Here is a 21,348-nt window from a genome sequence, read left to right as displayed (position 1 = left end):
TCCTAACTCAAAATGTAGTTACTGTATCCTTTCCTTTCTTATGAACAGAGAAAACGTAGAAAGTGTGATGGAGATTCATTCGTAATCAAAAATATGTAATATATATATTGCGTTAATGGAATATATATATTACATTTTAGGTATTGCGCAACTAAATTAGGAGACAGACATGGGAAATAGAGTAAAAGAACATCGAGTAGAAAAGAATCTTACTCAAACCGATTTGGCAGAGGCGATCGGTGTGACTAGACAGACAATCGGTTTGATCGAATCGAATAAATATAATCCCTCTTTGAAACTCTGTATTGCCATTGCGAGGGTTCTGGGCGTCACTCTAAATGATTTATTCTGGGAGGAGTAAAAGATGAAAGAATCATGGGTCACAATGTTTTTACCAAATGACGAATATAAAGAAAGGCGGATGTTGTACTTTATAGCCGAGGCTTTCGTTTTGTTCATTGGATTTTTGGGAGTAGTCGTTCTATTGAATAGATTTTCAGGTATATTCAACACTGAGTCTTCATATATTTTATTGAGTGTTATAGCAATTCTAAGTCTCTATGTATGGATTCGTTATATTGTCTCAGGTATGGAGTATGCAAACGTTGTTGAGAAATCTGAATATAAAATGGAACTAAGGAAACTGATTGGTTCTACATCGAAGTTTGCTGTTTTGTTTGCTGGAGTGGCAATAGCATTAAAGGTGACGGGTGTAGTGGTTTACTCTTGGGTGGACTTGTTAGCAATGACACTTCTTTCAAATGGGTTACTTCTGGTCGCACAATTCATTTCACTTCAACGGTCATTTAGAAAAAATCGTGAGCTTTCATGACCGAGGTGATATATTCGTTTTACTTCAAATAGGACATCTATGTCTTTAAGAGTGCATAACAAAACCAGGTCCCATGCAAACATGGACCTGGTTTTGTTGGATAACTGTGAAGCTCTGATTATGTAATCTCGAACGTATCACGCAGTTCAATGATGGTTCCTTCCGGTGCTTTTAATTTACTTAAATGTCCATCGACGACGAAGTAGATGTTGCCACCGTGCTTCGGTAAAAACGTGACGCCGAGTTGTTCGAGTCGTGCGACTTCCGCTTTGAGGTCATCTACATAGAGGGCGAAATGGACGGGACCGGCCGCATGTTTCGAGTAGTCTTGTAACGTTTCATCCGCTTTAGCAGTCTGGAGCTCAATATAAAAATCACCGAGCTTGAGCCAACTGTTGAAGTCACGCGTATGAAAGTTTGGCGACTCCTGGACGAGTTCAAAACCGAGCGCTTCGTAAAATGACTTCGATGCGGCATAATCCGGGGTTTGGATACAGATATGATGGATTTGTTTCATTGGTTGTTTCCTTTCGTTTGCAACTCTTTCACTCGATCACGGTGGAACGGGGAAGTCAATTCTTCTGAGATGAGGCTGATCGTATGTCCATCCGGGTCTCGTACGTCAAAACAGGACATACCACCGAAATCGTGAAGCGGGGTCGCAATTAACCCTGCTTGTTCGAACGATTGATACGCGAGCTGGATGTCTTCACAGATGATATTGAAATAAACATGGGCTTGTCCGGACGCATCCTTAAATGTTGTGGGTTGCGTTGAAGTAGTTTGAATCAATCCGAGTTGAGTTGAGCCATCTGGCAGACAGATTCCGATGCCCCCTTCCCAGCGCCCGATTTCTTGGGCATGAAAATAAGTGGTATACCAGTTCAGAGACTGTTCTACATCTGATACGGGAATAAAGATACTTCCGATTCGGAACATAAGATCCCCTCCTTTTCTATTGTTAGTGTAGCGAATACAAGCCTTCGAAGATACGGGAGAAGAAACTTTTTACGGGAGAAATTGTATGGAAGAGAGAAAATCAATGAGGTGAATGTATGAAAGTAAACGAAATCACGATTCAACCGGTTGATGCAGTCAATCGAGAGGCGGTCATCGCCCTGACAGTGGACGAGAAACAATCTCGATTCATCGAGACGAATGCCGAATCCCTTCGAGAGATGATTGAGGATACGAAATACAATTGGCAGAGCTTTGCATTTTATGAAGGCGAGCGACCGGTTGGCTTCATGATGGTCGGAGCGGAAAACCAGTCAGAACGTTACATGTGGCTCGACCGTTTCATGATTGATCAAAACGAACAGGGGAAAGGCATTGGAACGAAGTGCCTACGCATGGCAGTGGAATTCATCCAGACACAATACGACGTGGATGATATCATCCTCAGTCTCCATCAAGAGAATGAAGTCGCGAAACGATTTTATGCGAAGAACGGCTTTGTCGACAGCGGCTTAATCGATGAATGGAATGGTGAAGCGATTTGGGTCTATCATACAGAAAACCGACCGTCATGAGTCGGTCGGATTCTCGGATGGACTTATTTTTTGCGTGACATTCATAGCTGCCAAGAAGAAGGGGATAGCGGCAAAGAGAAACAAGGTAACGAACCAGTTTTGGAGAAATGGATCGACAAACGACGGTTTTTCCAACCAGCTCCCGGTTGAGATTTCGGCGTACCAACGTATGTAGAGTGCGATGCGTTCGAGCGTATATAAGAGTCCGGACAAAAACAACAAAATACCACCCGCTACAAGTTGATTGAAACGAGACATAAAACCCCTCCTCTGTAGATGTTGTCTATAGTTTACCATTTTCATCCAAAAAGGGAGCTTTTATTTGAGTACGCTCGGTCGCAACTGTTTGACACGCGACAAGACGAGCCAACCGAGAAGCGCGCCCGTCAAACTAGAGGCAAGGAACGCCGGGACAAAGAAAAATGCACCGAACGTCGAACCCATCAACAGTTTTGCGTACGGGACGGCAATCAACGAAGCGATGACGCCGGTCCCGATGATTTCTCCGAGAGCGGCCGCATAGACGCGGTTCGTGCGAACGAAGAAAATGCCGGCAAGAAACGCGCCAATCATGCCACCAGGGAATGCGAGCAGTGATCCTGTACCGGTCATGACGCGAATGAGTCCGGTGACGAAAGCGACGAGAACGGCTCCGATTGGACCGACGGTGACTGCGGCAATCACGTTCACCATATGTTGAATCGGATAAGCGCGGGCGACACCTGTAGGAATCGAGATGAACATCGAACCGACGACGGCGATGGCAACGAGCATCGCCATCCAAGTGAGTTGTTGAATACGCATGAATAGTCTCCTTTCAAAATAAAAACGCCACGTTTCCAGACGGAAAAATGGCGTGGACATACAGAGACGTATTCCAAGCCACTTCCCTACGCTGGTATGAGCCAGATCAGGTTCAAAGGGTCCGGCAAATGCCGTCTCAGCCCGAAGGCTCCCCTAGTGGTCGTTTATTGATTTGAGTATAGCATAAATTGGAAGGGGACGAATATGGAACAACTATCTGTTTTCTGGGAAAACACTGATCTCAAGCATGAGTTTGATCAGTGGATTGATGAATATATTTCGAATGAGACGTGGCATCTAGAAAAAGATACGGATTTGACGTATCTGGTTCATGGCAATGGCGTCTATGCTAAAGCGGTCACTTCAATCAGTCAGAGTGAAGGAATGTTGTCACAATATCTTGCTCATATGTTGCCTGGGCTCGTGCCAGACGTAGTCGCTGTGCATCCGGTTCATCCATGGTTCATCTTGCGAAAAGTTTCCGGTCACCCGTTACGTGATGTACCTGATCAGGAACAGTATGAGGTTGCGCTACGAGAGTATGCCAAATTACAGCAACGAATGAGTGGTGAGACGGAGCAACTTTTAAAAATGGGGGTTCCAGACCGTCGTCCGTCTATGCTCAGGGAGGAAATCGAATCGACGTTCGTTGAGATGAGTCTAAATCTGGAGCGGGTGCAGCGGGAAGAAGTGTTGGCACTAAAACCTGAACTTCTGTCGATGTGTGAAGAACTAGAAAGTGGTATACCGATGAGTCTCGACCACGGCGATTTGCATGGAGGGAATATTTTCTGGGAGCCTGAAAGCAATCAACCGGTGATTCTCGATTGGGGAGATGCAACAATCACACATCCATTCTTTAGCATGCGTGTCTTTTGGAACATCTTGTTCGATTTATTGCCGGAAGAGGACGATACATTATGGATAGAGAAAATCCATGAGTTACGAAAGGTTTATTTGAAAGAATGGAGACACGTCGCGCCAACAGAAATACTCGAGCGTCATATGAAGATTGCGGAGGAATTGGGATGCGTGTATCGGGCCATCTCATGGCACACCTACGTCACAGCACATCGTCGGGACAAAAAAGATTCCAGCGACAAACCGGCACAATGGCTCAAGTTGTTACTGGAATATCGTAAGTTACAACGTGACACGCATTAACTTTCATTCTTGGCTAACAGGTCCTCATAGTCCTTCTCGTTCCAAAAGAGCGGTGAGATGGATTCGGGGCCTTTTAAAATTTCTCCGTCCTGATCATATACGATGGCATACCCGCTCTCGACATCGAATACGAACAAGTCGGCAGTGACTTCGGTCACGCCGTTCCCGGCAATGATCACGTCATCGATTGGCTCCCGTGCCAGTTCGACGCCCGCTTCATCGAGTTCGACGAGGAGGGCTGACGTGTAGGCATGGCGGTCATAGACCGTTTGGAATTCATCCTGCGTGAGGACGACATCGGTAGGTGGGGCACTTGTACCGAATTTCCGATTTTCAATCTCTTCGACGTATTGAAGGAAGGATTCCTCTTGCCAAAATAGCGGAGCGACCGACTCAGAACCATTGATCACCGTTCCGTCCTGACTATCGAAAATGGTAGCATACGTCCCGTCATCGAGCTTAAATGGGTAAATATCCGCATACGTATGCTCGAGACCGTTGCCGGCGATGATGACCCGTTCGAACGTCTCCCGAAACGGTTTGATTCCTTGTTGTTCAAGGGCAGTAAGGAGCGGTTTCGTTTGTTCGTATTGGTCATAGACGTCTTTAAAGTCCTCACGCGTCCATTCGGTGATGGGTTCATCGGGTGATTCGATTGGGATTGGATTGTCTGCCACCGTATCTGTACAACCCGTGAGTAAAAGTGCACTTAATCCGAATATCGCCCATCGTTTCATGTTTCCATCCCCTTAACTGACATTTTCCACCATTTTATCATTCATGATGAAAAAGCAGAACCTGTGCACATTCTCACTCGGGGTGAGGACGTGTCGCGTAGGTATCGAGTGTTCTCTTGAAGTGAAGTGTATCTTCTTCAGAAATCGTCACACCTGAAGAGGTGCCGTAGCGAACCGCATGATAAACGGACGGGTTCATCGGTAAATCGATGCGTTGGAACCACTCTTGCAATGTCTCATGAGCACGCAATCGCTTGACTGGTACGAGAGATTGGTTGAATGTGATCAGTGCATCGCGAATCGGGACGTTCGTGAACGCTGTGAGCGTCGAAACGGACGAGGCGTTCTTGTGTTGTAGCGATTCTACAAGCGGGTCTATGCTTGAATCATCATCATCTCGTGCGTTCGTCAAATGCCGTTTTCGTTTTCGATAGACATAGAAACTGAAGCAACAGAATGCGATCAAAGCGACGAATAGTCCGAGATTTCGTCGTGTTGATTCTCCAGATCCCGTGATTCTCTCAAAAAAGTGATGTTTTCCTTTTTGAGGATCCAATTCAAACGGGTAATCTGCTTTGGATTCACCAATTAAAATTCCATCATCCTCATCCGATAGGAGATCAGTTGGAAGACTATGACTTTCCTCGACCGGTATCGTTTCCGGGTTATAGAGCCACTCGAATACACTCGTCGCAATCACCATTATCGTAAAGGTGCCGAGGAGTGTGGCGACAATCATGAGAAGAAACTTGTTCGTCCAGCGCAAGAGGGTACCTCCTTTTGAATTTTCAGACTATTTGTTGTTTATCTTACCATAAAAAGGTAAAGTTTGATTAAGACAAAAAATGGAGGTCGTCATATGGGCATGGAGCAGGTCATCAAACAGTTGAACGAAGTGTATTTAGGAAAAGAGGATGTCGTACGCCTCTGTTGTACGGCGTTACTCGCGGAAGGACATATTCTATTAGAGGATGTGCCAGGCACGGGAAAAACGTTACTTGCCAAAACAATTGCGGCTAGCTTCGACGGGGTGTTTTCCCGGATTCAATTCACGGCCGACTTGTTACCGTCTGATGTGATCGGAGCAGACTATTTCAACATGCAGACGCAGACGTTCGATCATCGCCAAGGACCAATCTTTGCGAACATCGTCTTGATTGATGAAATCAACCGAGCGGTTCCACGAACGCAGTCCGCCTTGCTTGAGGCGATGGAAGAACGACAAGTTTCCATCGGGGGAGAGACATATCCGATGCCGAAACCATTTTTCGTCATCGCGACGCAAAACCCGATTGAATCAGCGGGGACGTTCTCCTTACCGGATGCCCAACTCGATCGCTTCTTGATTTCGATTCCAGTCGGTTATCCTGATGTTGCGGAAGAGAGAGAACTCCTCTTACAAGTGATGCGCCAAACGAGGAAAACCGTAGTGGCGGTTGCGACGTTAGACGAGTTACGCCGTGCTCAGGAGGAAGTGAAGCAAGTATCGATTCAAGATGATGTCCTCGATTACTTACTCGGGCTCGTTCACGCGACCCGGGAACATGCATCCGTCGAGGTCGGTGTCAGTCCACGTGGAGCCATCGCGCTCATGCGAGCGTCTCAAAGTTATGCCTATCTGAACGATCGATTGTACGTCATTCCGGAAGATGTGAAAGCCGTGGCACCTTATGTCTTGTCCCATCGTTTGACGTTGACGCTTGAAGGAGGCATCAAATCGACGAAACAGGACATTATCCGTTACATCTTAGACACCGTCTCTGTGCCGGTAGAGGGCTGAAGATGACCTTCTCGACACATAACGCCCTACAGAAACAATGGATTCCGGTTTATGGATTCGCTGGGGTGATTCTCGTATTCGTCCCGTACATGGAGATTGTCGGATATGCGCTTTGTTTACTTGCGGGCATCGTTTGGTTCTTTGAACGGACACGGAAACAGTTGGAACAAGCTCTTCGGCTTCACATACATAGCCATGAATCCCTTCTCTTTGTCGGGGATGAGACGGAGGTACAACTGATTTTAGATGGAAGTGAAGTCGTCGAACGACTCGGGCTTCCGGTTCGTGTTCGGCTGAAATCCAATACAGCGCTCAGTTTTCCAGCCCACGACCGGTCCCCGAATAGTTTGGATTTGACATTACGGACAGATCAGGCTCGTCAGATGCTTCACATTCAAGCTGAATTCCGAGGTCCTGCCTACATCGAAGAATGCATACTTGCTGTGACGCTCCCGTTTCATCTCGGGACGTACTTACTCGAGTGCCCCATCGAGAAGCGGTGGACGGTATTACCGTCCCTTACGTTACACCCACCGGTCGGCACGAAACGTTTAGCGCTTGGTGACCGGCCTTTGACCGCATCACCACTTCGGAATCCACTGCAGGTTCTGGGGTCAAAGCCTTATGAAGGGGAACCGGTAAAAGAGATTGACTGGGTCGCGACGGCAAAACTTGGACGAGTCCAGTCGAAAGTCTTTCAAAAGACATCGCTCGATACGTTCACGTTCGCAGTCGATTTGAGTGGGCCGTCCGGCTACACGTTACATCACGACTTCGAGTCGATCATCAGCCAAGTCGCATATGTGACGACCCGACTCTTAAAAGAAGAGTGTAAAGTCGAGCTGTTCATCAACCGCTTCAACGGAGAAGGGAAGATGGAACATATCTCTCTTCAAGAGGGAGAGCGAGGTTCACGCCTCATCCTCTTGATGCTGGCCGACCTCCATCCCGGGAACCGTTTCATCTCGACAGACGCGTTCGTCCGTATGGTCGAGCGGAAACGCTTGAAGCAAAGTCATCTCGTCTGGTTCAATCAGCATAACCTGTATGACTAACAAGGAACTTTCTTTCTTCTGGCGAACTGTATCATACAGAGATGACCAAAGGGGAGATCCATATGGCAAAACGAAAGTATGCGAATCGACGAGACTGGGAACGGATTTTAAAGAACCGCTACGCGCAAATTCGTGTTCAGACGGAACAATTTTCAGGCGTCGTCGCCTTATTCCAAATCGATGAGGTTCGGGCACCATTATATAAAAAGCATAAAGGGGAAGAATTCATCGTGGCGGATGCCGGGTTTGCTTGGCTCCAATATTTCCCGGACAATGAACCGTTCGGTGTGACAGCGATGATCAATCCGGAAGGCGAAATCGTGCAGTGGTATATCGACCTCGTTGACCGAATCGGCGAAGAAGAGGGTATCCCTTATATGGATGACTTGTTGCTCGATATTCTTGTGTTTCCGAACGGAGATATTGTCAAAAAGGATGAGGATGAGTTTGAAGAGGCGACCAAGAGCGGCGAGCTGACACCTGAACAGGTCGAACGTGGATGGCGTGAATTCGAAGCGACACTCGAACGAATCGAACGTGGAGACTTCATCTACTTTGATTTGGCAAAAGGACATTACGAACAGTTAAAACAAAAGCTATGAGCGAATTCACTCTCTCTGCTACAGTAAGAGCGTAGGAGGGGGAGTTTTTATGAAAAAAATTGAAATTGAGACGTGGGCACGACGTAAGCACTTCGAGTTTTTCAAAGCGTTTGATGCGCCACATTTCAACGTGACGGCAAACGTAGATGTCACGAACCTATATACATATGCAAAGGAGAGCAATCAATCGTTCTTCAAACTCTTTTTATACGGTGCGGTGAGAGCGGCGAACGCGACTCCGGAATTGCGCTATCGTATCCGTGGTGAAGAGGTCGTCGAACACGAGGTGGTCCACCCTTCGTTCACGGTCATGTTAGACGAGGATGTCTTCAACTTTTGTGCGGCTACGTTCTATGAAGATTTACCGACATTCTTACAGGAAGTGACGACGCGGATGGAGCGAGCTGCCGATAAAGTCGTGGTCGGGGATGACGAGCCCGACGACTTACTGTATATCACGAGTGTTCCGTGGGTCACGTTCACGAGTATCATGCACCCGACGCATCAGCAACAACATGACAGTGTGCCGCGCATCGCCTGGGGCAAGTTCGAACGTCAAGGCGAGCGTCTGGTTATGCCGTTATCCGTCCAAGCCCATCATGCACTCGTCGATGGAGTACATATCGGTAAGTATTATGAAACGTTACAAGCATGGTTAGATCAAGAATTCGCACAGGAGGGGACCGACGTGACAGAAGAGAATGAGTTTGATCGAGCCGTTCGTCTCCGTGAGGAGGGACAACTCGAGCAGGCGAAGCAACTGTTCTTGTCGCTCTTGCGGAAAGATGAAAAGAATCCGAGGCTACATGCGTACTGTGCGTGGTGCTATGACTCGCTCGGTGAAGAACGTCAAGCGGTCCCGCATTATGAACGGGCCATCCGACTCGGGTTGACGGGGGAAGAGTTGGCGGAATCATATCTCGGACTCGGCAGTACGTATCGGGCACTCGGACGATACGCAGAGGCGGAACAGTTATTTAAAGAGGCGATTGAGCAATTCCCGAATCACGGGGCGCTCAAGGTATTTCAAGCGATGACCCATTACAACGTCGGTCGCCATGAAGAAGCGACGGGAACGTTACTTGAACTGCTTGCAAGTCCGAAAGCGGACGAGAGCATCGCGCGGTACCGGCGTGCCATCGCATTTTATGCAAGAAACTTAAATGAGACATATGACTAAAGGAGAATGACATGATTTCACTACGTCCGATCGATGCACAAAATTGGTATACATGCTGTCAATTGGCATTAAGTGACCAACAACAGTCGTATATGGAGCCGAATGCGATTTCGTTACTTCAAGCGATGTACGAACCGACATTACGTCCACGTGCGATTTATGAAGATGAGACGATGGTCGGCTTCCTCATGTACAACACAGAACTTGAAGAGTTGGATGCATTGTGGATTTACCGAATCATGATCGACCATGCTCATCAAGGCAAAGGGATTGGTCGACAGGCGGCAGAGCTGATGCTTGAAGAAATCGGCGAGGGGAAACCGATTGTCGTCGGCTATCACCTCGAGAACGAGGCAGCGCATCACTTATATGGAAGCCTAGGATTCGTTGATGAAGGCCATCGATTCGGTCGTGAAATGGCTGTAATTCGGCGAGGGGAATGAGACGGGAACAACCCGTCTTATTTTTTAAATCAAATCGATTGACGGGAAAATCTTCGCATGATATATTTATCTCGAATTAAAGATATTTAAATTTAAGTTAATGGCTCTCTTGGACAAAGGAGGGAGACAGATGGAACCATCTGATGCATTAAAAACAATTACTGTGCTGTTACGTGCCTCTCAGTCGTTACAAGACCTGGTGAAGCAGGAAGTGGCGTCTTACGGATTGAACGCGACCGAGTTCGCCGTACTCGAGTTTTTATATCATAAAGGAGATCAACCGATTCAAGTCATCGGGAAGAAAATTCTCCTCTCGAGCGGAAGTATGACGTACGTCGTGGACCGGTTAGAAGAAAAAAGGTATCTCATTCGTAAGGCTTGTCCGAGCGATCGTCGCATCACATACGCGGCGCTGACGGATGACGGAGAGCGCTTGATGCAAGATATTTTCCCTAAGCATACGGAGCATATGAACGCCGTGTTTGAAGGGATGCAATTAAACGAAACGATTGAACAGTTGAAACAAATAGGAAAGCGGGCAGAAGCCGCAAAAAATTTTAATCATGTATCTTGAAATCAAGATATAAAAGGAGAGAGAATGATGAATCATGTTAAAGGAATTCACCACGTCACAGCAATCACGAGTAGTGCCGAAAAAAACTACGATTTCTTCACTCACGTGTTAGGCATGCGTTTGGTGAAAAAAACGGTCAACCAGGACGACATTCAAACGTATCACTTATTCTTTGCGGACGATAAAGGAAACGCAGGGACAGACATGACCTTCTTCGACTTCCCAGGTATCCCGAAAGGTAAGCACGGAACAAATGAAATCGCGAAGACGTCGTTCCGCGTACCGACAGATGAAGCGTTGACGTATTGGGTCCGTCGATTCGACCGTCTCGGTGTCGAGCACGAAGGGATTCAAGAACAGTTCGGGAAGAAGACGCTCTCGTTCTTCGACTTTGATGAGCAGGCGTATCAACTCATCTCGGATGAGTTCAACGAAGGCATCGCGTCGGGCGAGCCGTGGAAGAACGGTCCAATCCCGCTTGAATACGCGATCACGGGACTCGGTCCAATCTTTATTCGCATCGCCGATATCACATATTTCAAACAAGTGATGGAGCAAGTGATGCTATTTAAAGAGATCGGGCGAGAAGGTGATGTGTATCTCTTTGAAGGAGGTGAAGGTGGAAACGGAGCGCAAGTGATCGTCATTCACGACGAGACATCTCCACAAGCGCGTCAAGGGTTCGGTACCGTGCACCATGTCGCATTCCGTGTCGAAGACCGTAGCGTCCTCGATGAATGGACAGCACGTCTCCAACAGTTCGGTTTGCCGACTTCTGGCTACGTCGATCGCTTCTTCTTTGAATCATCCTATGCACGTGTCGCGCCGCAAATCTTGTTCGAATGGGCGACAGATGGACCTGGATTCATGGGAGACGAGCCGTACGAGACGGTCGGTGAGAAGTTGTCACTCCCGCCGTTCCTCGAAGCGAAACGTTCGCAAATCGAGGCGATGGTACGACCAATCGATACGGTCAGAAGCACGAAAACATTTGAGAAAGAATATGAGGGCATGAAATGAGTTTCTTAAATCGCTTGTTTGGAAAATCAGATGCATCACAACATAACCAAGGAGGAACTACTATGTTAAACATCGGAATCGTACTAGGATCAACTCGTGAAGGTCGCGTCAGTCCACAGGTCGGGGAATGGGTGAAAGAACTCGCCGACAAACGTGGCGATGCCAACTATGAAGTCATCGACATCGCAGACTACAACTTGCCACTTCTCGGCGAAGCGGGTCAAGACGCATCTGGCGTTGCAGCCTGGTCGGAGAAAATTGCGCAAATGGACGGATTCATCTTCATCGTCCAAGAATATAACCATTCCATCTCAGCATCTCTTAAAAACGCACTCGACTACTTACGCGTCGAATGGAACAACAAAGCAGCCGGAATCGTCTCATACGGTTCTGTTGGTGGAGCACGGGCAACAGAACATTTACGGGGCATTTTGAGTGAATTGTCAATCGCTCACGTACGTGTCCATCCTGCACTCTCACTCTTCACGGACTTCGAGAACGGTACGCATTTCGCTCCGAAAGAAGTTCAAGCACAATCGGTCAACGATATGCTCGACCAACTCCTTCCATGGACGGAAGCGATGCAATCGGTCCGTACGAAAGCCGGAGAAGTTGCAAACAATTAACAAATCGCGAAGCCAGCCTGAATTTAGGCTGGTTTTTGTGCGTTTTCAGAACAGGTCGTGTAAAGTTGGAAGGGATTAGGGGGAGTGCAGATGTGGAATCGTAAAATCGTCACAGCATCCATCGCTTCGCCCGTCTATGCGATTCTGTTAGCGTGTGGGGTCACTATGATGGGTGTACGAGAAAATGGAGGAATGAGTGGCGTACTGAATGGCTTCCTTTTGATGACGGTTGCCTATGTAGCGGTCAGTTTTCCGATTATGTTGACCTACGGTGTCGTGACCTCATGGTGCAGTGACTGGTTGGCGAATCGACTCAGTTCGAAACGATTCAGGTGGTTCACTTCGCTTGTTTTACATATACTATTCGGGCTCGTCTTGTCATGGCTCAGTCTTCTCGCAGCGACCTTGTTTTACTTGGTGGATCGTCTACTACAGCATCGGGGAGACATAACAAAACTACAAACAGTGAAAAGTCTGCTCATCCCAATCGGATATTTGCTTATTGTAACGGGAAGTGTGTATATCATCGATGTCATCCAAGATCTTTTCGTTCGATTCAACTTCTTTTAGGGAAACGAACAAGGATACATTAACATAAGGAGGGGTAAAAATGAGATGGATGATTTATGGGGCGAATGGCTATACGGGTGAGCTGATTGCACGACAAGCCGCTCGTGACGGAATGCGTCCGGTTCTTGCCGGACGAAACGCAAGAGCGATTCATCGCCTAGGAGATGAACTGGGTTGCGAAACATCGATTTTCGCATTGAGTCGTGAAGCCGCAATCGAGGCGCTTCACGATGTAGATTTAGTCCTTCATTGTGCAGGTCCTTTCACGGATACGAGCCAAGTGATGATCGAGGCATGTCTAGAGACAGGTACGCATTACTTAGATATTACCGGGGAAATCGACGTGTTCGAATATGTCCATTCTAAACAGCGAGCGGCTCAAGCCAAAGAACGTGGTGTGATTTTATGCTCGGGTGTCGGATTTGATGTCATTCCGACCGACTGTGTCGCGCGGAAATTAAAAGAGTTGATACCGGATGCGACAACACTCGCTCTTGGCTTTTCGGCGGCAGCCGGCATCTCACCAGGAACCATGAAGACGGCCGTTCGTGGACTAGGGTCGAGTAGTGTGGAACGTGTGAACGGCAAATTATCATCATTTCCAATTGGGGCAAAGCGGAGAACGATTGATTTTGGTCGCGGAAGCCGTACCGCCATTGCGATTCCGTGGGGAGACGTTTCGACCGCCTACTACACAACGGACATTCCGAATATTACGACTTGGGTTCCTGTACCGACAGCGGCCGCCTATGCTGCTCGCGCTTTGTCATGGTTCAGCCCGATTCTCGGAAAAGAGGCCGTGCAGGAACGCTTGCTCCGTTATGTCGACGAAAACGTATCGGGACCAGACGAGGCTGTACGTGAAAAATCATCGACGTACGTATGGGGCGAAGCAACGAATGAGGAAGGACGAAAAGTAGTCGTCCGTATTCAAACGGCAAGTACGTATGCCTTCACTGTTTACGGGGCGCTCGCCGTCGTCAAGCGGTTGCTCGGTTCGGGTGGGATGCTTGCCGGAAGCTTTACACCAGCCATGCTATTCGGATCTCACTTTATCGAAGAGATTCAAGGTTCCTCTTCGTTCGTGATTGATGAGATTCGTCCATGAATCGAGAAGTATGGGATTTACTCGACGAAAACCGGCAACCGCTCGGTCGAACGCACTTTCGTGGGGATGAATTAGAGCCGCATACGTTTCACACGGTCATCGAAGTGTTCACGTTCAATCCAGATGGGAGATTATTGCTGTCGAAGCGTCATCCGGATAAGACGTATCCGCTTCTGTGGGAAGGGACGGGCGGCTCGATTTTGGCTGGGGAAACGAGTCGACAAGGTGCGGTCCGTGAGCTAAAAGAAGAGTTGGGACTATATGTATTGCCTGAGCAACTCCGGTTCGTGACAACGATTGAGCGGGGCACATATTTCTTGGATATGTATTGTCTCGTGTGCGAGAAACCAATCGACTTCGAACAACTGTCACTGCAAGCAGATGAAGTCGTCGATGTGACGTTACAAGAATGGGAAACGGTCCTTGAGTGTGTAGAACTTGTTCCTTCTGTCCGGGAACGGCTGATTCAATACGGTCATCTCATCCGACCGTGAACATATGCTACACTCAACATGGAATATACAAGGGAGGGAAGAGCGTGAAACGTTTAGAATTGGCAAGGCGTATCGAACGCATCAAAGCAGAGGGGACGTCTGCTTACATTCGACATCGTAAACAAACCCCTCCCTATGAAGGTGCGGAACTACACGTAGAAGGAAAAGGGCATGTGTTCAAAATGGGAAATATGAGTTTTGCGGTCGGATTTGGATTGAATCGGCCGACAAGCTTTTACGACCTGCATCAAATGGAAAAATGGGTACGCGGGAAAAATGTCTCGCGTCTACATATTGAGGTTTGTCCATTAGCGGAAGACTCCTTGCTCCGCTTATTGCAAGAACGTAACTACACGCTCGATCATTTTTTGGACGTATGGACGTTGGATTTGACACAGCATGCCTCCACATCTGTACCGACTCAGGTCGAAAAAGTGAAGGATGAGACACTCCATGAGTGGGCATACGCCGTTGCGGCTGGATTCGCCGAGTCGGGCACAATCCTTCAAGAGACGGTCGATACAGCCAAAGGCTTTTACGCACTACCGAGTAATCATGCTTATCTCGTGCGAGAAGAGGATGCTGTCGTAGCGGGTGGGATTTTAGCCACGCAAGACGGGATTGGAGAGTTGTTTCTGACGAGCACCGTTCCGACGTATCGGCAAAAAGGGTACCAGACACAACTTATTTTGGAACGAATTGCCGAAGCGAAAGCACTTGGATGCAATCTGTTGACGGTTACGACGAAAGTCGATTCGGCGTCTGGTCGCAATATGGAACGGCTTGGATTTCAGCCGTTCTATCAAAAAGCGGTCATGAAAAGTCCAATCCTTAAATAAGCAGGTCGCCTCGGGTGAGGTGACCTGCTTTTCGATTACAAGAGCGATTCAGCCCCATCGACGTATACTTCAGAGCCGGTCACGTGGCTCGACATGTTGCTCGCGAAAAATAAGACGACATCGGCGACTTGTTTCGCGGAGCCCGATTTTCCGGCAAGCGGTTGATTCCCAAGTGGATATTCGATTGGAATAACGACTTCTTCGAGCAACGCATCGTCTCGATTGGTCGAATCGTCAATATTCGTATCGATGGCCCCGGGACAGATGGAATTGACACGAATCCCGAATTGAGCGAGTTCCGCAGCAGCCATTTTCGCAAAGCCGGTTTGACCTGCTTTCGTCGTCGCGTAGCCACTGAATCCGAAATTTTTAAAATAGCGGTTCCCGTTAATCGATGAAGTGATAATGATACTACCGCCATTCTCTTTCAAATGGGGAATAGCATGTTTGACGGTCAAAAAGGTTCCCGTGAGGTTTGTCTCCACCACTCCATTCCAATCATCCAATGATAAATGTTCGATCGGTGTGATGGTCCCGTTTCGACCGGCGTTAGCGAAGACGATATCGAGTTGACCAAATCGTTCCATTGTCCGTTCGTAGGCCTCTTTCATTGCAGATTCATCTGACACATCTGCACTGATGCCGATGGCGCGTTCTTCCCCGACAAGGCTTGCGAGACGCATCGCATCTTCTTCATTCAAATCGACAATGGCGACTTTCGCTCCGGCTTGAATGAAGCGGATGACCGCGGCACGTCCGATTCCGGAGGCTGCCCCGGTCACAAAAGCTACTTTTCCAGATAGTAATTTATTTGAAATCAATCCGATCACTCCTTTTTATGATTCTGTTCTCATATTCCACAGTTCTGGAAAAGTTACGCTTCATTTCAAAAAATCATGGAGCGTTGACTTCGATGGTGCGTGCGATGTTCAAATTCGAATCCGTCGGGATGACCTCGATTGTCACCAGTTGTCCGCTCTGTAACCCTTGTACGCTATTGACGATGCCGGTGACTTCGGTTTGATCATTGATCAAGACGACGCGCAATGTGACTTCTTCCGAGGATCCGGTAGATTCAATCAATATTTGGGGGATATCGACTCGTTCAATCTGTCCCTCGACTAAGTTGTCATTCCAGGTGCTCATCCAATAAACGGCGACTAAAAAAAGACCGAGAAAGATTAAGGCAAAGGTTAATCGTGAACGCATGCACACCTCACTCCTTTGTTGTCCCGTTTCGCATCTTGTCTAATTTACCTTTACCCGGAAATTCTCTCATTACTTGAAAAAATAGTAGGAATCACAAGAAAAATGGGGAATAGAAAGGAAAACGAAAAGGTGAGGTGTGGGCATGTGGATGATGGTTGGTGCGCTAGGATTGGTTGCTTGTGTATGGATCGCGTTCGGTTGGTTCACCATTGGTAATGCAAAGCGACGAGTATGGGGAGGTCTTTTTTCACTCAGTATGACTTGTCTGTTTGCACCGCTCTTCCTCGTGAAACTTGGAGAACAGTATGGATTTGTTGGGATTCAAGTAGGGCTGACTGCTTTATTCGGCGTACTCGCAGGTGCATTTTTCTTTGTGGCACTCGGATGGACAGGACGTCCGGCGAAAGTACGGAAAGTGAGAACGTTATCGGAAGACCCTGATTTATTTTGAAGCATGATTTACCGCTCCTACGGTATAATGCGGTCATAACGATGTTACGAGGGAGTGGAGTGGGGATCATGATTAAACCGCCAAAGTTGCAAATGGGGGATACGATAGGAATCATTACGCCTTCTTTTCCGGCACCTGTTCAGTTTGAGGGTCGTTACCAACGTGGAGTTGAACAGCTCAAGCGGATGGGATTCAAGGTGAAAGAGGGCATATGTACATATAAAACAGAAGGATATCGGTCCTCGTCCATTCGGGATCGTGCTGACGAATTGAACGCATTTTTACATGATCCTGAAGTGAAAGCAATCATCAGTACAATCGGTGGAACGAATTCCAACTCGTTGTTACCTTATATCGATTATGAACAATTACGGCGTCATCCTAAAATCATTATGGGATATAGTGATGTGACGGCAATCTTGATGGCCTGTTATGCCAAAACGGAAGTCGTCACATTCTACGGTCCAGCAATCGTCCCCTCTTTCGGTGAATACGGAGGGATGTTCGAAACGGGGGAGCAATATGTCAAAGACATTCTCTGTCTAGAACGAACGGCTCCGTTTCAGTTACATATCCCTGATGAATGGACGGAAGAGATGCTCGATTGGTCGACGCAACAACGCGTCAAGACGTTCCAACCGAATGAAGGGTGGATCACCTTAAGGGAAGGGAAGGAACGAGGGACGTTGATTGGCGGAAATTTGAACACAATGTCCGGGTTCTTCAAGTCGGATTATTATCCTGATTTGAAAGGAGCGATTCTATTTCTAGAAGACTCGTTCAAAACGATGGCTGAAGAAGAACGTTCGCTTAGTATGCTGAAGTTGGCGGGCGTGTTTGATGAGATTTCGGGTCTGATTATCGGGAAGCATGAGCATTTTCAAGATCAATCAGCCCCTTTCTCATTCAACGACTTGTTGCTTGAAATCATCGGAGAGAAATCTTTTCCGATTCTGACGAATGTCGATATCGGACACACGTTTCCATCACACGTCTTCCCGATTGGGATTCAAGTTGAGTTGGATGCAACAAATGGGGTTATCCGATTTTTAGAAGATGGGGTGTCGATATGAAGGAACATCTCACGACATTCGACGAGAATCATCGGAAAATAGGGGAGAAGGAGCGGAATCAAGTTCATCTTGACGGGGATTGGCATGAGACGTTCCACTGCTGGTTCTGGAAAGAAGACCTCATTTATCTTCAGCGAAGAAGCATGGAGAAACAGGATTTCCCCGGGAAATATGATATTACGGCAGCAGGACACCTCGCTACAGATGAGACAGTAGCGAATGGCGTTCGTGAAATTGAAGAAGAACTCGGACTGTCATTAGCGTTCGAACAGCTCACCGTCATGGGGATCTTTGAAGACGTGATTGAACTGGACGAGTTTCTTGATCGCGAGTTTGCACATACGTATGGCTATGTCTATCAAGATGAAACACTTCGGTTTGACGACGAGGAAGTGATGGATGTCGTAGCTGTTCAAAGAAATGAACTGATGTCGATCACAGCAGGACGCATGTGCACGATTGAGGGACGCTCACTGATGACGAATCATCTTGTTCAAATCACGCAAGCCGATTTAGTTCCGCATCGTCTGACTTACTGTCAAAACGTATTTGAGAGTTTGACACGAATGGATGCCTCAAATCGTTAAGGAAAGAATACGTTGTTCGCCAATCGGTCCACCGATTCGACGTCCGGTATCGCTCCACCCAACGTTCGTATAAAGGGAGAAAGCGGCTTCGTTTTTAAGATTGACCGACAGGACGATTTCACGAATGTGAGGGAAATGTTGCTTTGCGAACTGCGGAAGTGCTTGGAGTGCAGCTTTAGCGTAGCCTTTTTCTTGGTCCTCATGATTAATGGCAAAGGCGGAGAAGAGCAAGGCATTCGACTCGGTTGTATAGGAAGCAACGCGTTCGTTGTCATGCAGTAAGAACATCCCGACTGGTTTTGACGCGACGACGACAATCGGATAAACGCCATCGGGCAATGGGTCATCCATGTCTTTGGGCAGGGTCGTATACTTTTCTTGGTCCGTCGGTAGTGCGAACGTATTGAGAATCGATTGATGCGTATCATTTCGATATTCGAGCGTAATTTTCATAAGGGGTCTCCTTCGGGCTTTATTGATTTTCATTCAGAAAGGGGAATTATATGTCGACACAGTTTACATACCGTCAAAATCCACCATTACAAGATTTATACCGCGCGTTTATGAGCGGTTTTTCTGATTATATTATTCCGTTTCAATTTGATGAGCAGACGTTCGAAGATGTTTTTCTTGTTCGTGATCAAAATCAGCCGTCCCGTTCCATTGTAGCCTATGATGGTGAAGAACCTGTCGGTGTCGTGTTAACCGGGATTGCACATCTTGATTCAGGATGGCAGACACGTTGTGGTGGACTTGCTGTCGCCCCACATGTCCGAAAAGCAGGAGTCGCGACCGAATTGATGAGACGATTTGAAGAGGCGGCAGTAGGCACTCGTTTACTCGAAGTCATTCAAGGCAATGATGCGGCAGTGTCTCTCTATGAACGACTAGGTTACGAAACGACTCGAGAAATCCTCTACTTCCAAGCGGTGTCATTAGAAACGAACGCAGACATGACGTCTGAACCGATTCACACATTATTTGATGAGTTGTATCCGGCGGCGCATCACGTTCCGATTTGGCAACGCGATGTGCGCGTGACCCAACAAGCTGCTGAGTTAGTGAAAGTCGTAGAAGGGAATCGAATAGGATTTTTGTTATACCGCGATCACGTCTTGCTCGATGTTTTTGGACAAGCAGAAGAAGCGGAATGGCTATTGCGGGCGGCCGCGAGCCGATCGCCACTTCATGTCACGTTGACATCAGACCGTCCTGAATGGGTCGAAGCGGCACGACGATTGGGATTTGTCCAAGACGAGATTGTCCAATTTGAAATGGTGAAGGACGCTTGATGAAGCGGTTGTTGGTCATCTGTATCATTGCGCTGATTAGTGGAAATACCGCGACCCTGATTGCGCTGACAACAAATCTTTCACCCGACCTGTCGCGAGGTATACTAGTAGTTAGTGTGAGTGTAACACTCCTTTCCATCGGTGGTATCGTCTGGGTGGGATACTATACAAAAAAACGCTAGTGAAATCCTTGTGAAGTGACACTTGAAAATATCACATCATGCTGTCATGTATGACATGAAAATGAAAAACTTCATATATTGAAATTTTTAACCCCCAGTGGTATATTCGCACATGTAGCTTTTTTGAAGCTCATGAATGTATTAATTTGGAGGGTTTATTATATATATGTGGAAACAACTCATCATGACAGCGGGTGTTTGTGTTCTCTTATTCCAAGGACAAACCGCATCTGCCGACAACATGTCCCCGCAAGACCTCGTTCAAACGGAAAAGTCATTGCAACAAACGAAGCAGCAGGTTAAAGATACGAAACAATCCATTCACGCCATTCAAACGAAGTTGAAGCAAGTCGATCATAAGGCGGAGGCGTTGCGAGATAAAATTGAAGGAACTTCTAAAGAATTAGAAGAAGTGGAGGAGTCACTCGTTCCTGCAGAACAGTCGCTCTTCGCAAAAGTCGTTTCTTCGGTGTTGCCGAGTGCGAAAGCGGAAGCCGCTGAAGCGGAAGAAGCACATCAAGAGCTTGTTGAAAAGAAAAACCAAGTAAATGAAGCATTGGAGCAACTGAAAGAAGAACAAGAGCAAATTGAAGCGACACGTCAAGACGTGAAAGCGTCGTATGACGAAAAGTCGAAACAATATAAGAAACAAACGAATCAGTTGAGTGATTTGAAGAAACAGTATGAAGCGATGGCACCCGATCGGTTCTTAATGCCGGCGGAAGGTCGCCTCTCTCAAGGTTTCGGTTCGGCGAGTGGACAGTTCGGATACACATTCCATAACGGTCTCGATATTGCTGCCAAAACAGGCACACCTGTATACGCCGCGGAAGCTGGAAAGGTGACAAAAGTCAGCTCGAGTGGACCTTATGGGAACCACATACAAATCGAACACAACGTAGACGGTCAAAAATGGACGACCGTGTATGCACACTTGCACAAAGTGGATGTCAAGACAGGTCAGTCGGTACGCCAAGGTGAACCGATTGGTCAAATCGGAAACACGGGCAACTCGTCAGGTCCGCACTTACACTTTGAGATTCATAAAGGGGACTACAATTTCTCGGCTAGTTCAGCTGGGAATTCCGTCGACCCGATGAAACTGGCAGAGCGCCTCGGTGGTGCTTCTCCGGTAAAAGCCACGTTTTAAGCAGACAGATGCCCTGAGCCTCTCGAATGAGGTCAGGGCATTTT

At 47.5% G+C, this 21,348-nt stretch carries 30 protein-coding genes and 1 riboswitch; of the genes, 21 read left to right on the top strand and 9 right to left on the bottom strand.

The window, feature by feature from the left end:
• Positions 1-169 precede the first annotated feature (169 nt).
• Positions 170-361 carry a helix-turn-helix transcriptional regulator gene (locus tag F3H97_RS11195; RefSeq protein ID WP_031421892.1) on the top strand — a complete coding sequence of 64 codons (192 nt, stop codon included), beginning with the start codon at positions 170-172 and terminating at the stop codon, positions 359-361.
• Between the two features lie 3 nt (positions 362-364).
• A complete protein-coding gene (locus tag F3H97_RS11190) occupies positions 365-832 on the top strand; it encodes a hypothetical protein (protein ID WP_196431414.1) in 468 nt (155 codons plus the stop codon).
• Between the two features lie 118 nt (positions 833-950).
• Here F3H97_RS11190 and F3H97_RS11185 read toward each other — a convergent pair whose 3' ends face one another.
• Positions 951-1,349 carry a VOC family protein gene (locus tag F3H97_RS11185; RefSeq protein WP_074035393.1) on the bottom strand — a complete coding sequence of 133 codons (399 nt, stop codon included), beginning with the start codon at positions 1,347-1,349 and terminating at the stop codon, positions 951-953.
• On the bottom strand, positions 1,346-1,771 hold the full coding sequence (locus F3H97_RS11180) for a VOC family protein (protein WP_074035394.1): 426 nt from the start codon (positions 1,769-1,771) through the stop codon (positions 1,346-1,348). The genes F3H97_RS11185 and F3H97_RS11180 overlap by 4 nt, the downstream gene beginning before the upstream one ends.
• Positions 1,772-1,887: 116 nt before the next feature.
• Here F3H97_RS11180 and F3H97_RS11175 point away from each other — a divergent pair, with 116 nt between their 5' ends.
• Positions 1,888-2,364: a GNAT family N-acetyltransferase gene (locus F3H97_RS11175; protein ID WP_084543024.1), complete on the top strand. Its 477-nt coding sequence runs from the start codon at positions 1,888-1,890 to the stop codon at positions 2,362-2,364.
• Here the strand turns inward: F3H97_RS11175 and F3H97_RS11170 are convergent.
• On the bottom strand, positions 2,359-2,622 hold the full coding sequence (locus F3H97_RS11170) for a hypothetical protein (protein ID WP_012727621.1): 264 nt from the start codon (positions 2,620-2,622) through the stop codon (positions 2,359-2,361). The genes F3H97_RS11175 and F3H97_RS11170 overlap by 6 nt on opposite strands.
• Before the next feature lie 60 nt (positions 2,623-2,682).
• The gene (gene thiW, locus F3H97_RS11165; protein WP_047794734.1) at positions 2,683-3,168 is read right to left on the bottom strand and encodes an energy coupling factor transporter S component ThiW; all 486 of its coding nucleotides are present in this window, start codon (positions 3,166-3,168) and stop codon (positions 2,683-2,685) included.
• Between the two features lie 66 nt (positions 3,169-3,234).
• A riboswitch (TPP riboswitch) is annotated at positions 3,235-3,333 on the bottom strand.
• Positions 3,334-3,372: 39 nt separating this feature from the next.
• On the opposite strand from thiW, the gene F3H97_RS11160 reads away from it, so the two are divergent.
• Positions 3,373-4,332, top strand: coding sequence for a phosphotransferase family protein (locus F3H97_RS11160; protein WP_196431413.1), 960 nt, complete (start codon positions 3,373-3,375; stop codon positions 4,330-4,332).
• Here F3H97_RS11160 and F3H97_RS11155 read toward each other — a convergent pair.
• Positions 4,329-5,069, bottom strand: a complete 741-nt coding sequence (locus F3H97_RS11155; protein ID WP_196431412.1) for a hypothetical protein — start codon at positions 5,067-5,069, stop codon at positions 4,329-4,331. The two genes, F3H97_RS11160 and F3H97_RS11155, sit on opposite strands and share 4 nt — an antisense overlap.
• Positions 5,070-5,142: 73 nt before the next feature.
• Entirely contained in the window at positions 5,143-5,835 is a 693-nt protein-coding gene (locus F3H97_RS11150; protein ID WP_031421902.1) for a hypothetical protein, read from the bottom strand.
• Positions 5,836-5,928: 93 nt separating this feature from the next.
• On the opposite strand from F3H97_RS11150, the gene F3H97_RS11145 reads away from it, so the two are divergent.
• The 12 genes from F3H97_RS11145 (at position 5,929) to F3H97_RS11090 (ending at position 15,360) form a co-directional block, all read left to right on the top strand.
• A complete protein-coding gene (locus tag F3H97_RS11145) occupies positions 5,929-6,849 on the top strand; it encodes an AAA family ATPase (RefSeq protein WP_196431411.1) in 921 nt (306 codons plus the stop codon).
• A gap of 2 nt (positions 6,850-6,851) precedes the next feature.
• The gene (locus F3H97_RS11140) at positions 6,852-7,904 is read left to right on the top strand and encodes a DUF58 domain-containing protein (RefSeq protein ID WP_074035404.1); all 1,053 of its coding nucleotides are present in this window, start codon (positions 6,852-6,854) and stop codon (positions 7,902-7,904) included.
• Between the two features lie 62 nt (positions 7,905-7,966).
• Positions 7,967-8,506, top strand: coding sequence for a ribonuclease FAU-1 family protein (locus F3H97_RS11135; RefSeq protein ID WP_031421906.1), 540 nt, complete (start codon positions 7,967-7,969; stop codon positions 8,504-8,506).
• A gap of 49 nt (positions 8,507-8,555) precedes the next feature.
• Positions 8,556-9,686 (top strand): tetratricopeptide repeat protein, encoded by a 1,131-nt coding sequence (locus F3H97_RS11130; protein WP_196431410.1) that lies wholly within the window; start codon positions 8,556-8,558, stop codon positions 9,684-9,686.
• 11 nt (positions 9,687-9,697) lie between these two features.
• On the top strand, positions 9,698-10,129 hold the full coding sequence (locus F3H97_RS11125; protein ID WP_074035406.1) for a GNAT family N-acetyltransferase: 432 nt from the start codon (positions 9,698-9,700) through the stop codon (positions 10,127-10,129).
• A 130-nt stretch (positions 10,130-10,259) separates the two neighbouring features.
• Positions 10,260-10,703: a MarR family winged helix-turn-helix transcriptional regulator gene (locus F3H97_RS11120; protein WP_047794740.1), complete on the top strand. Its 444-nt coding sequence runs from the start codon at positions 10,260-10,262 to the stop codon at positions 10,701-10,703.
• Between the two features lie 27 nt (positions 10,704-10,730).
• Positions 10,731-11,723: a ring-cleaving dioxygenase gene (locus tag F3H97_RS11115; protein ID WP_196431409.1), complete on the top strand. Its 993-nt coding sequence runs from the start codon at positions 10,731-10,733 to the stop codon at positions 11,721-11,723.
• A complete protein-coding gene (locus F3H97_RS11110; protein ID WP_031421917.1) occupies positions 11,720-12,349 on the top strand; it encodes an NADPH-dependent FMN reductase in 630 nt (209 codons plus the stop codon). Before F3H97_RS11115 ends, F3H97_RS11110 begins: the two co-directional genes overlap by 4 nt.
• Before the next feature lie 90 nt (positions 12,350-12,439).
• On the top strand, positions 12,440-12,919 hold the full coding sequence (locus F3H97_RS11105) for a hypothetical protein (protein WP_196431408.1): 480 nt from the start codon (positions 12,440-12,442) through the stop codon (positions 12,917-12,919).
• A 40-nt stretch (positions 12,920-12,959) separates the two neighbouring features.
• Positions 12,960-14,027 carry a saccharopine dehydrogenase family protein gene (locus F3H97_RS11100; protein ID WP_074035408.1) on the top strand — a complete coding sequence of 356 codons (1,068 nt, stop codon included), beginning with the start codon at positions 12,960-12,962 and terminating at the stop codon, positions 14,025-14,027.
• Positions 14,024-14,521, top strand: coding sequence for an NUDIX hydrolase (locus tag F3H97_RS11095; RefSeq protein WP_196431407.1), 498 nt, complete (start codon positions 14,024-14,026; stop codon positions 14,519-14,521). Before F3H97_RS11100 ends, F3H97_RS11095 begins: the two co-directional genes overlap by 4 nt.
• A 44-nt stretch (positions 14,522-14,565) precedes the next feature.
• Positions 14,566-15,360, top strand: a complete 795-nt coding sequence (locus F3H97_RS11090; RefSeq protein WP_196431406.1) for a GNAT family N-acetyltransferase — start codon at positions 14,566-14,568, stop codon at positions 15,358-15,360.
• A 35-nt stretch (positions 15,361-15,395) separates the two neighbouring features.
• On the opposite strand, the gene F3H97_RS11085 is transcribed toward F3H97_RS11090, so the two are convergent.
• Both F3H97_RS11085 and F3H97_RS11080 read right to left on the bottom strand, forming a co-directional pair.
• Positions 15,396-16,181, bottom strand: a complete 786-nt coding sequence (locus tag F3H97_RS11085; protein ID WP_074035413.1) for an SDR family oxidoreductase — start codon at positions 16,179-16,181, stop codon at positions 15,396-15,398.
• Between the two features lie 73 nt (positions 16,182-16,254).
• The gene (locus F3H97_RS11080) at positions 16,255-16,569 is read right to left on the bottom strand and encodes a hypothetical protein (RefSeq protein ID WP_196431405.1); all 315 of its coding nucleotides are present in this window, start codon (positions 16,567-16,569) and stop codon (positions 16,255-16,257) included.
• 142 nt (positions 16,570-16,711) lie between these two features.
• Between F3H97_RS11080 and F3H97_RS11075 the strand changes: the two genes are divergently transcribed.
• From F3H97_RS11075 to F3H97_RS11065, 3 genes are all read left to right on the top strand, one after another.
• Positions 16,712-17,020, top strand: a complete 309-nt coding sequence (locus tag F3H97_RS11075; protein ID WP_031421923.1) for a hypothetical protein — start codon at positions 16,712-16,714, stop codon at positions 17,018-17,020.
• Between the two features lie 68 nt (positions 17,021-17,088).
• Positions 17,089-18,093 carry a S66 family peptidase gene (locus F3H97_RS11070; protein ID WP_196431404.1) on the top strand — a complete coding sequence of 335 codons (1,005 nt, stop codon included), beginning with the start codon at positions 17,089-17,091 and terminating at the stop codon, positions 18,091-18,093.
• Entirely contained in the window at positions 18,090-18,680 is a 591-nt protein-coding gene (locus F3H97_RS11065; protein WP_196431403.1) for an NUDIX hydrolase, read from the top strand. Before F3H97_RS11070 ends, F3H97_RS11065 begins: the two co-directional genes overlap by 4 nt.
• On the opposite strand, the gene F3H97_RS11060 is transcribed toward F3H97_RS11065, so the two are convergent.
• Complete coding sequence (locus F3H97_RS11060) at positions 18,669-19,133, bottom strand: GNAT family N-acetyltransferase (RefSeq protein WP_196431402.1); 465 nt, start codon at positions 19,131-19,133, stop codon at positions 18,669-18,671. The genes F3H97_RS11065 and F3H97_RS11060 overlap by 12 nt on opposite strands.
• Before the next feature lie 50 nt (positions 19,134-19,183).
• Here F3H97_RS11060 and F3H97_RS11055 point away from each other — a divergent pair, with 50 nt between their 5' ends.
• Together F3H97_RS11055 and F3H97_RS11050 are read left to right on the top strand one after the other, a co-directional pair.
• Entirely contained in the window at positions 19,184-19,972 is a 789-nt protein-coding gene (locus F3H97_RS11055; protein WP_196431401.1) for a GNAT family N-acetyltransferase, read from the top strand.
• A 348-nt stretch (positions 19,973-20,320) separates the two neighbouring features.
• Positions 20,321-21,304 (top strand): M23 family metallopeptidase, encoded by a 984-nt coding sequence (locus F3H97_RS11050; protein WP_196431400.1) that lies wholly within the window; start codon positions 20,321-20,323, stop codon positions 21,302-21,304.
• The last annotated feature ends 44 nt before the right edge of the window (positions 21,305-21,348 follow it).

Source organism: Exiguobacterium sp. SRB7LM, assembly GCF_015712685.1.
Taxonomy (GTDB): domain Bacteria; phylum Bacillota; class Bacilli; order Exiguobacteriales; family Exiguobacteriaceae; genus Exiguobacterium; species Exiguobacterium profundum.
This window is presented reverse-complemented; position numbering and strand designations above follow the sequence as displayed.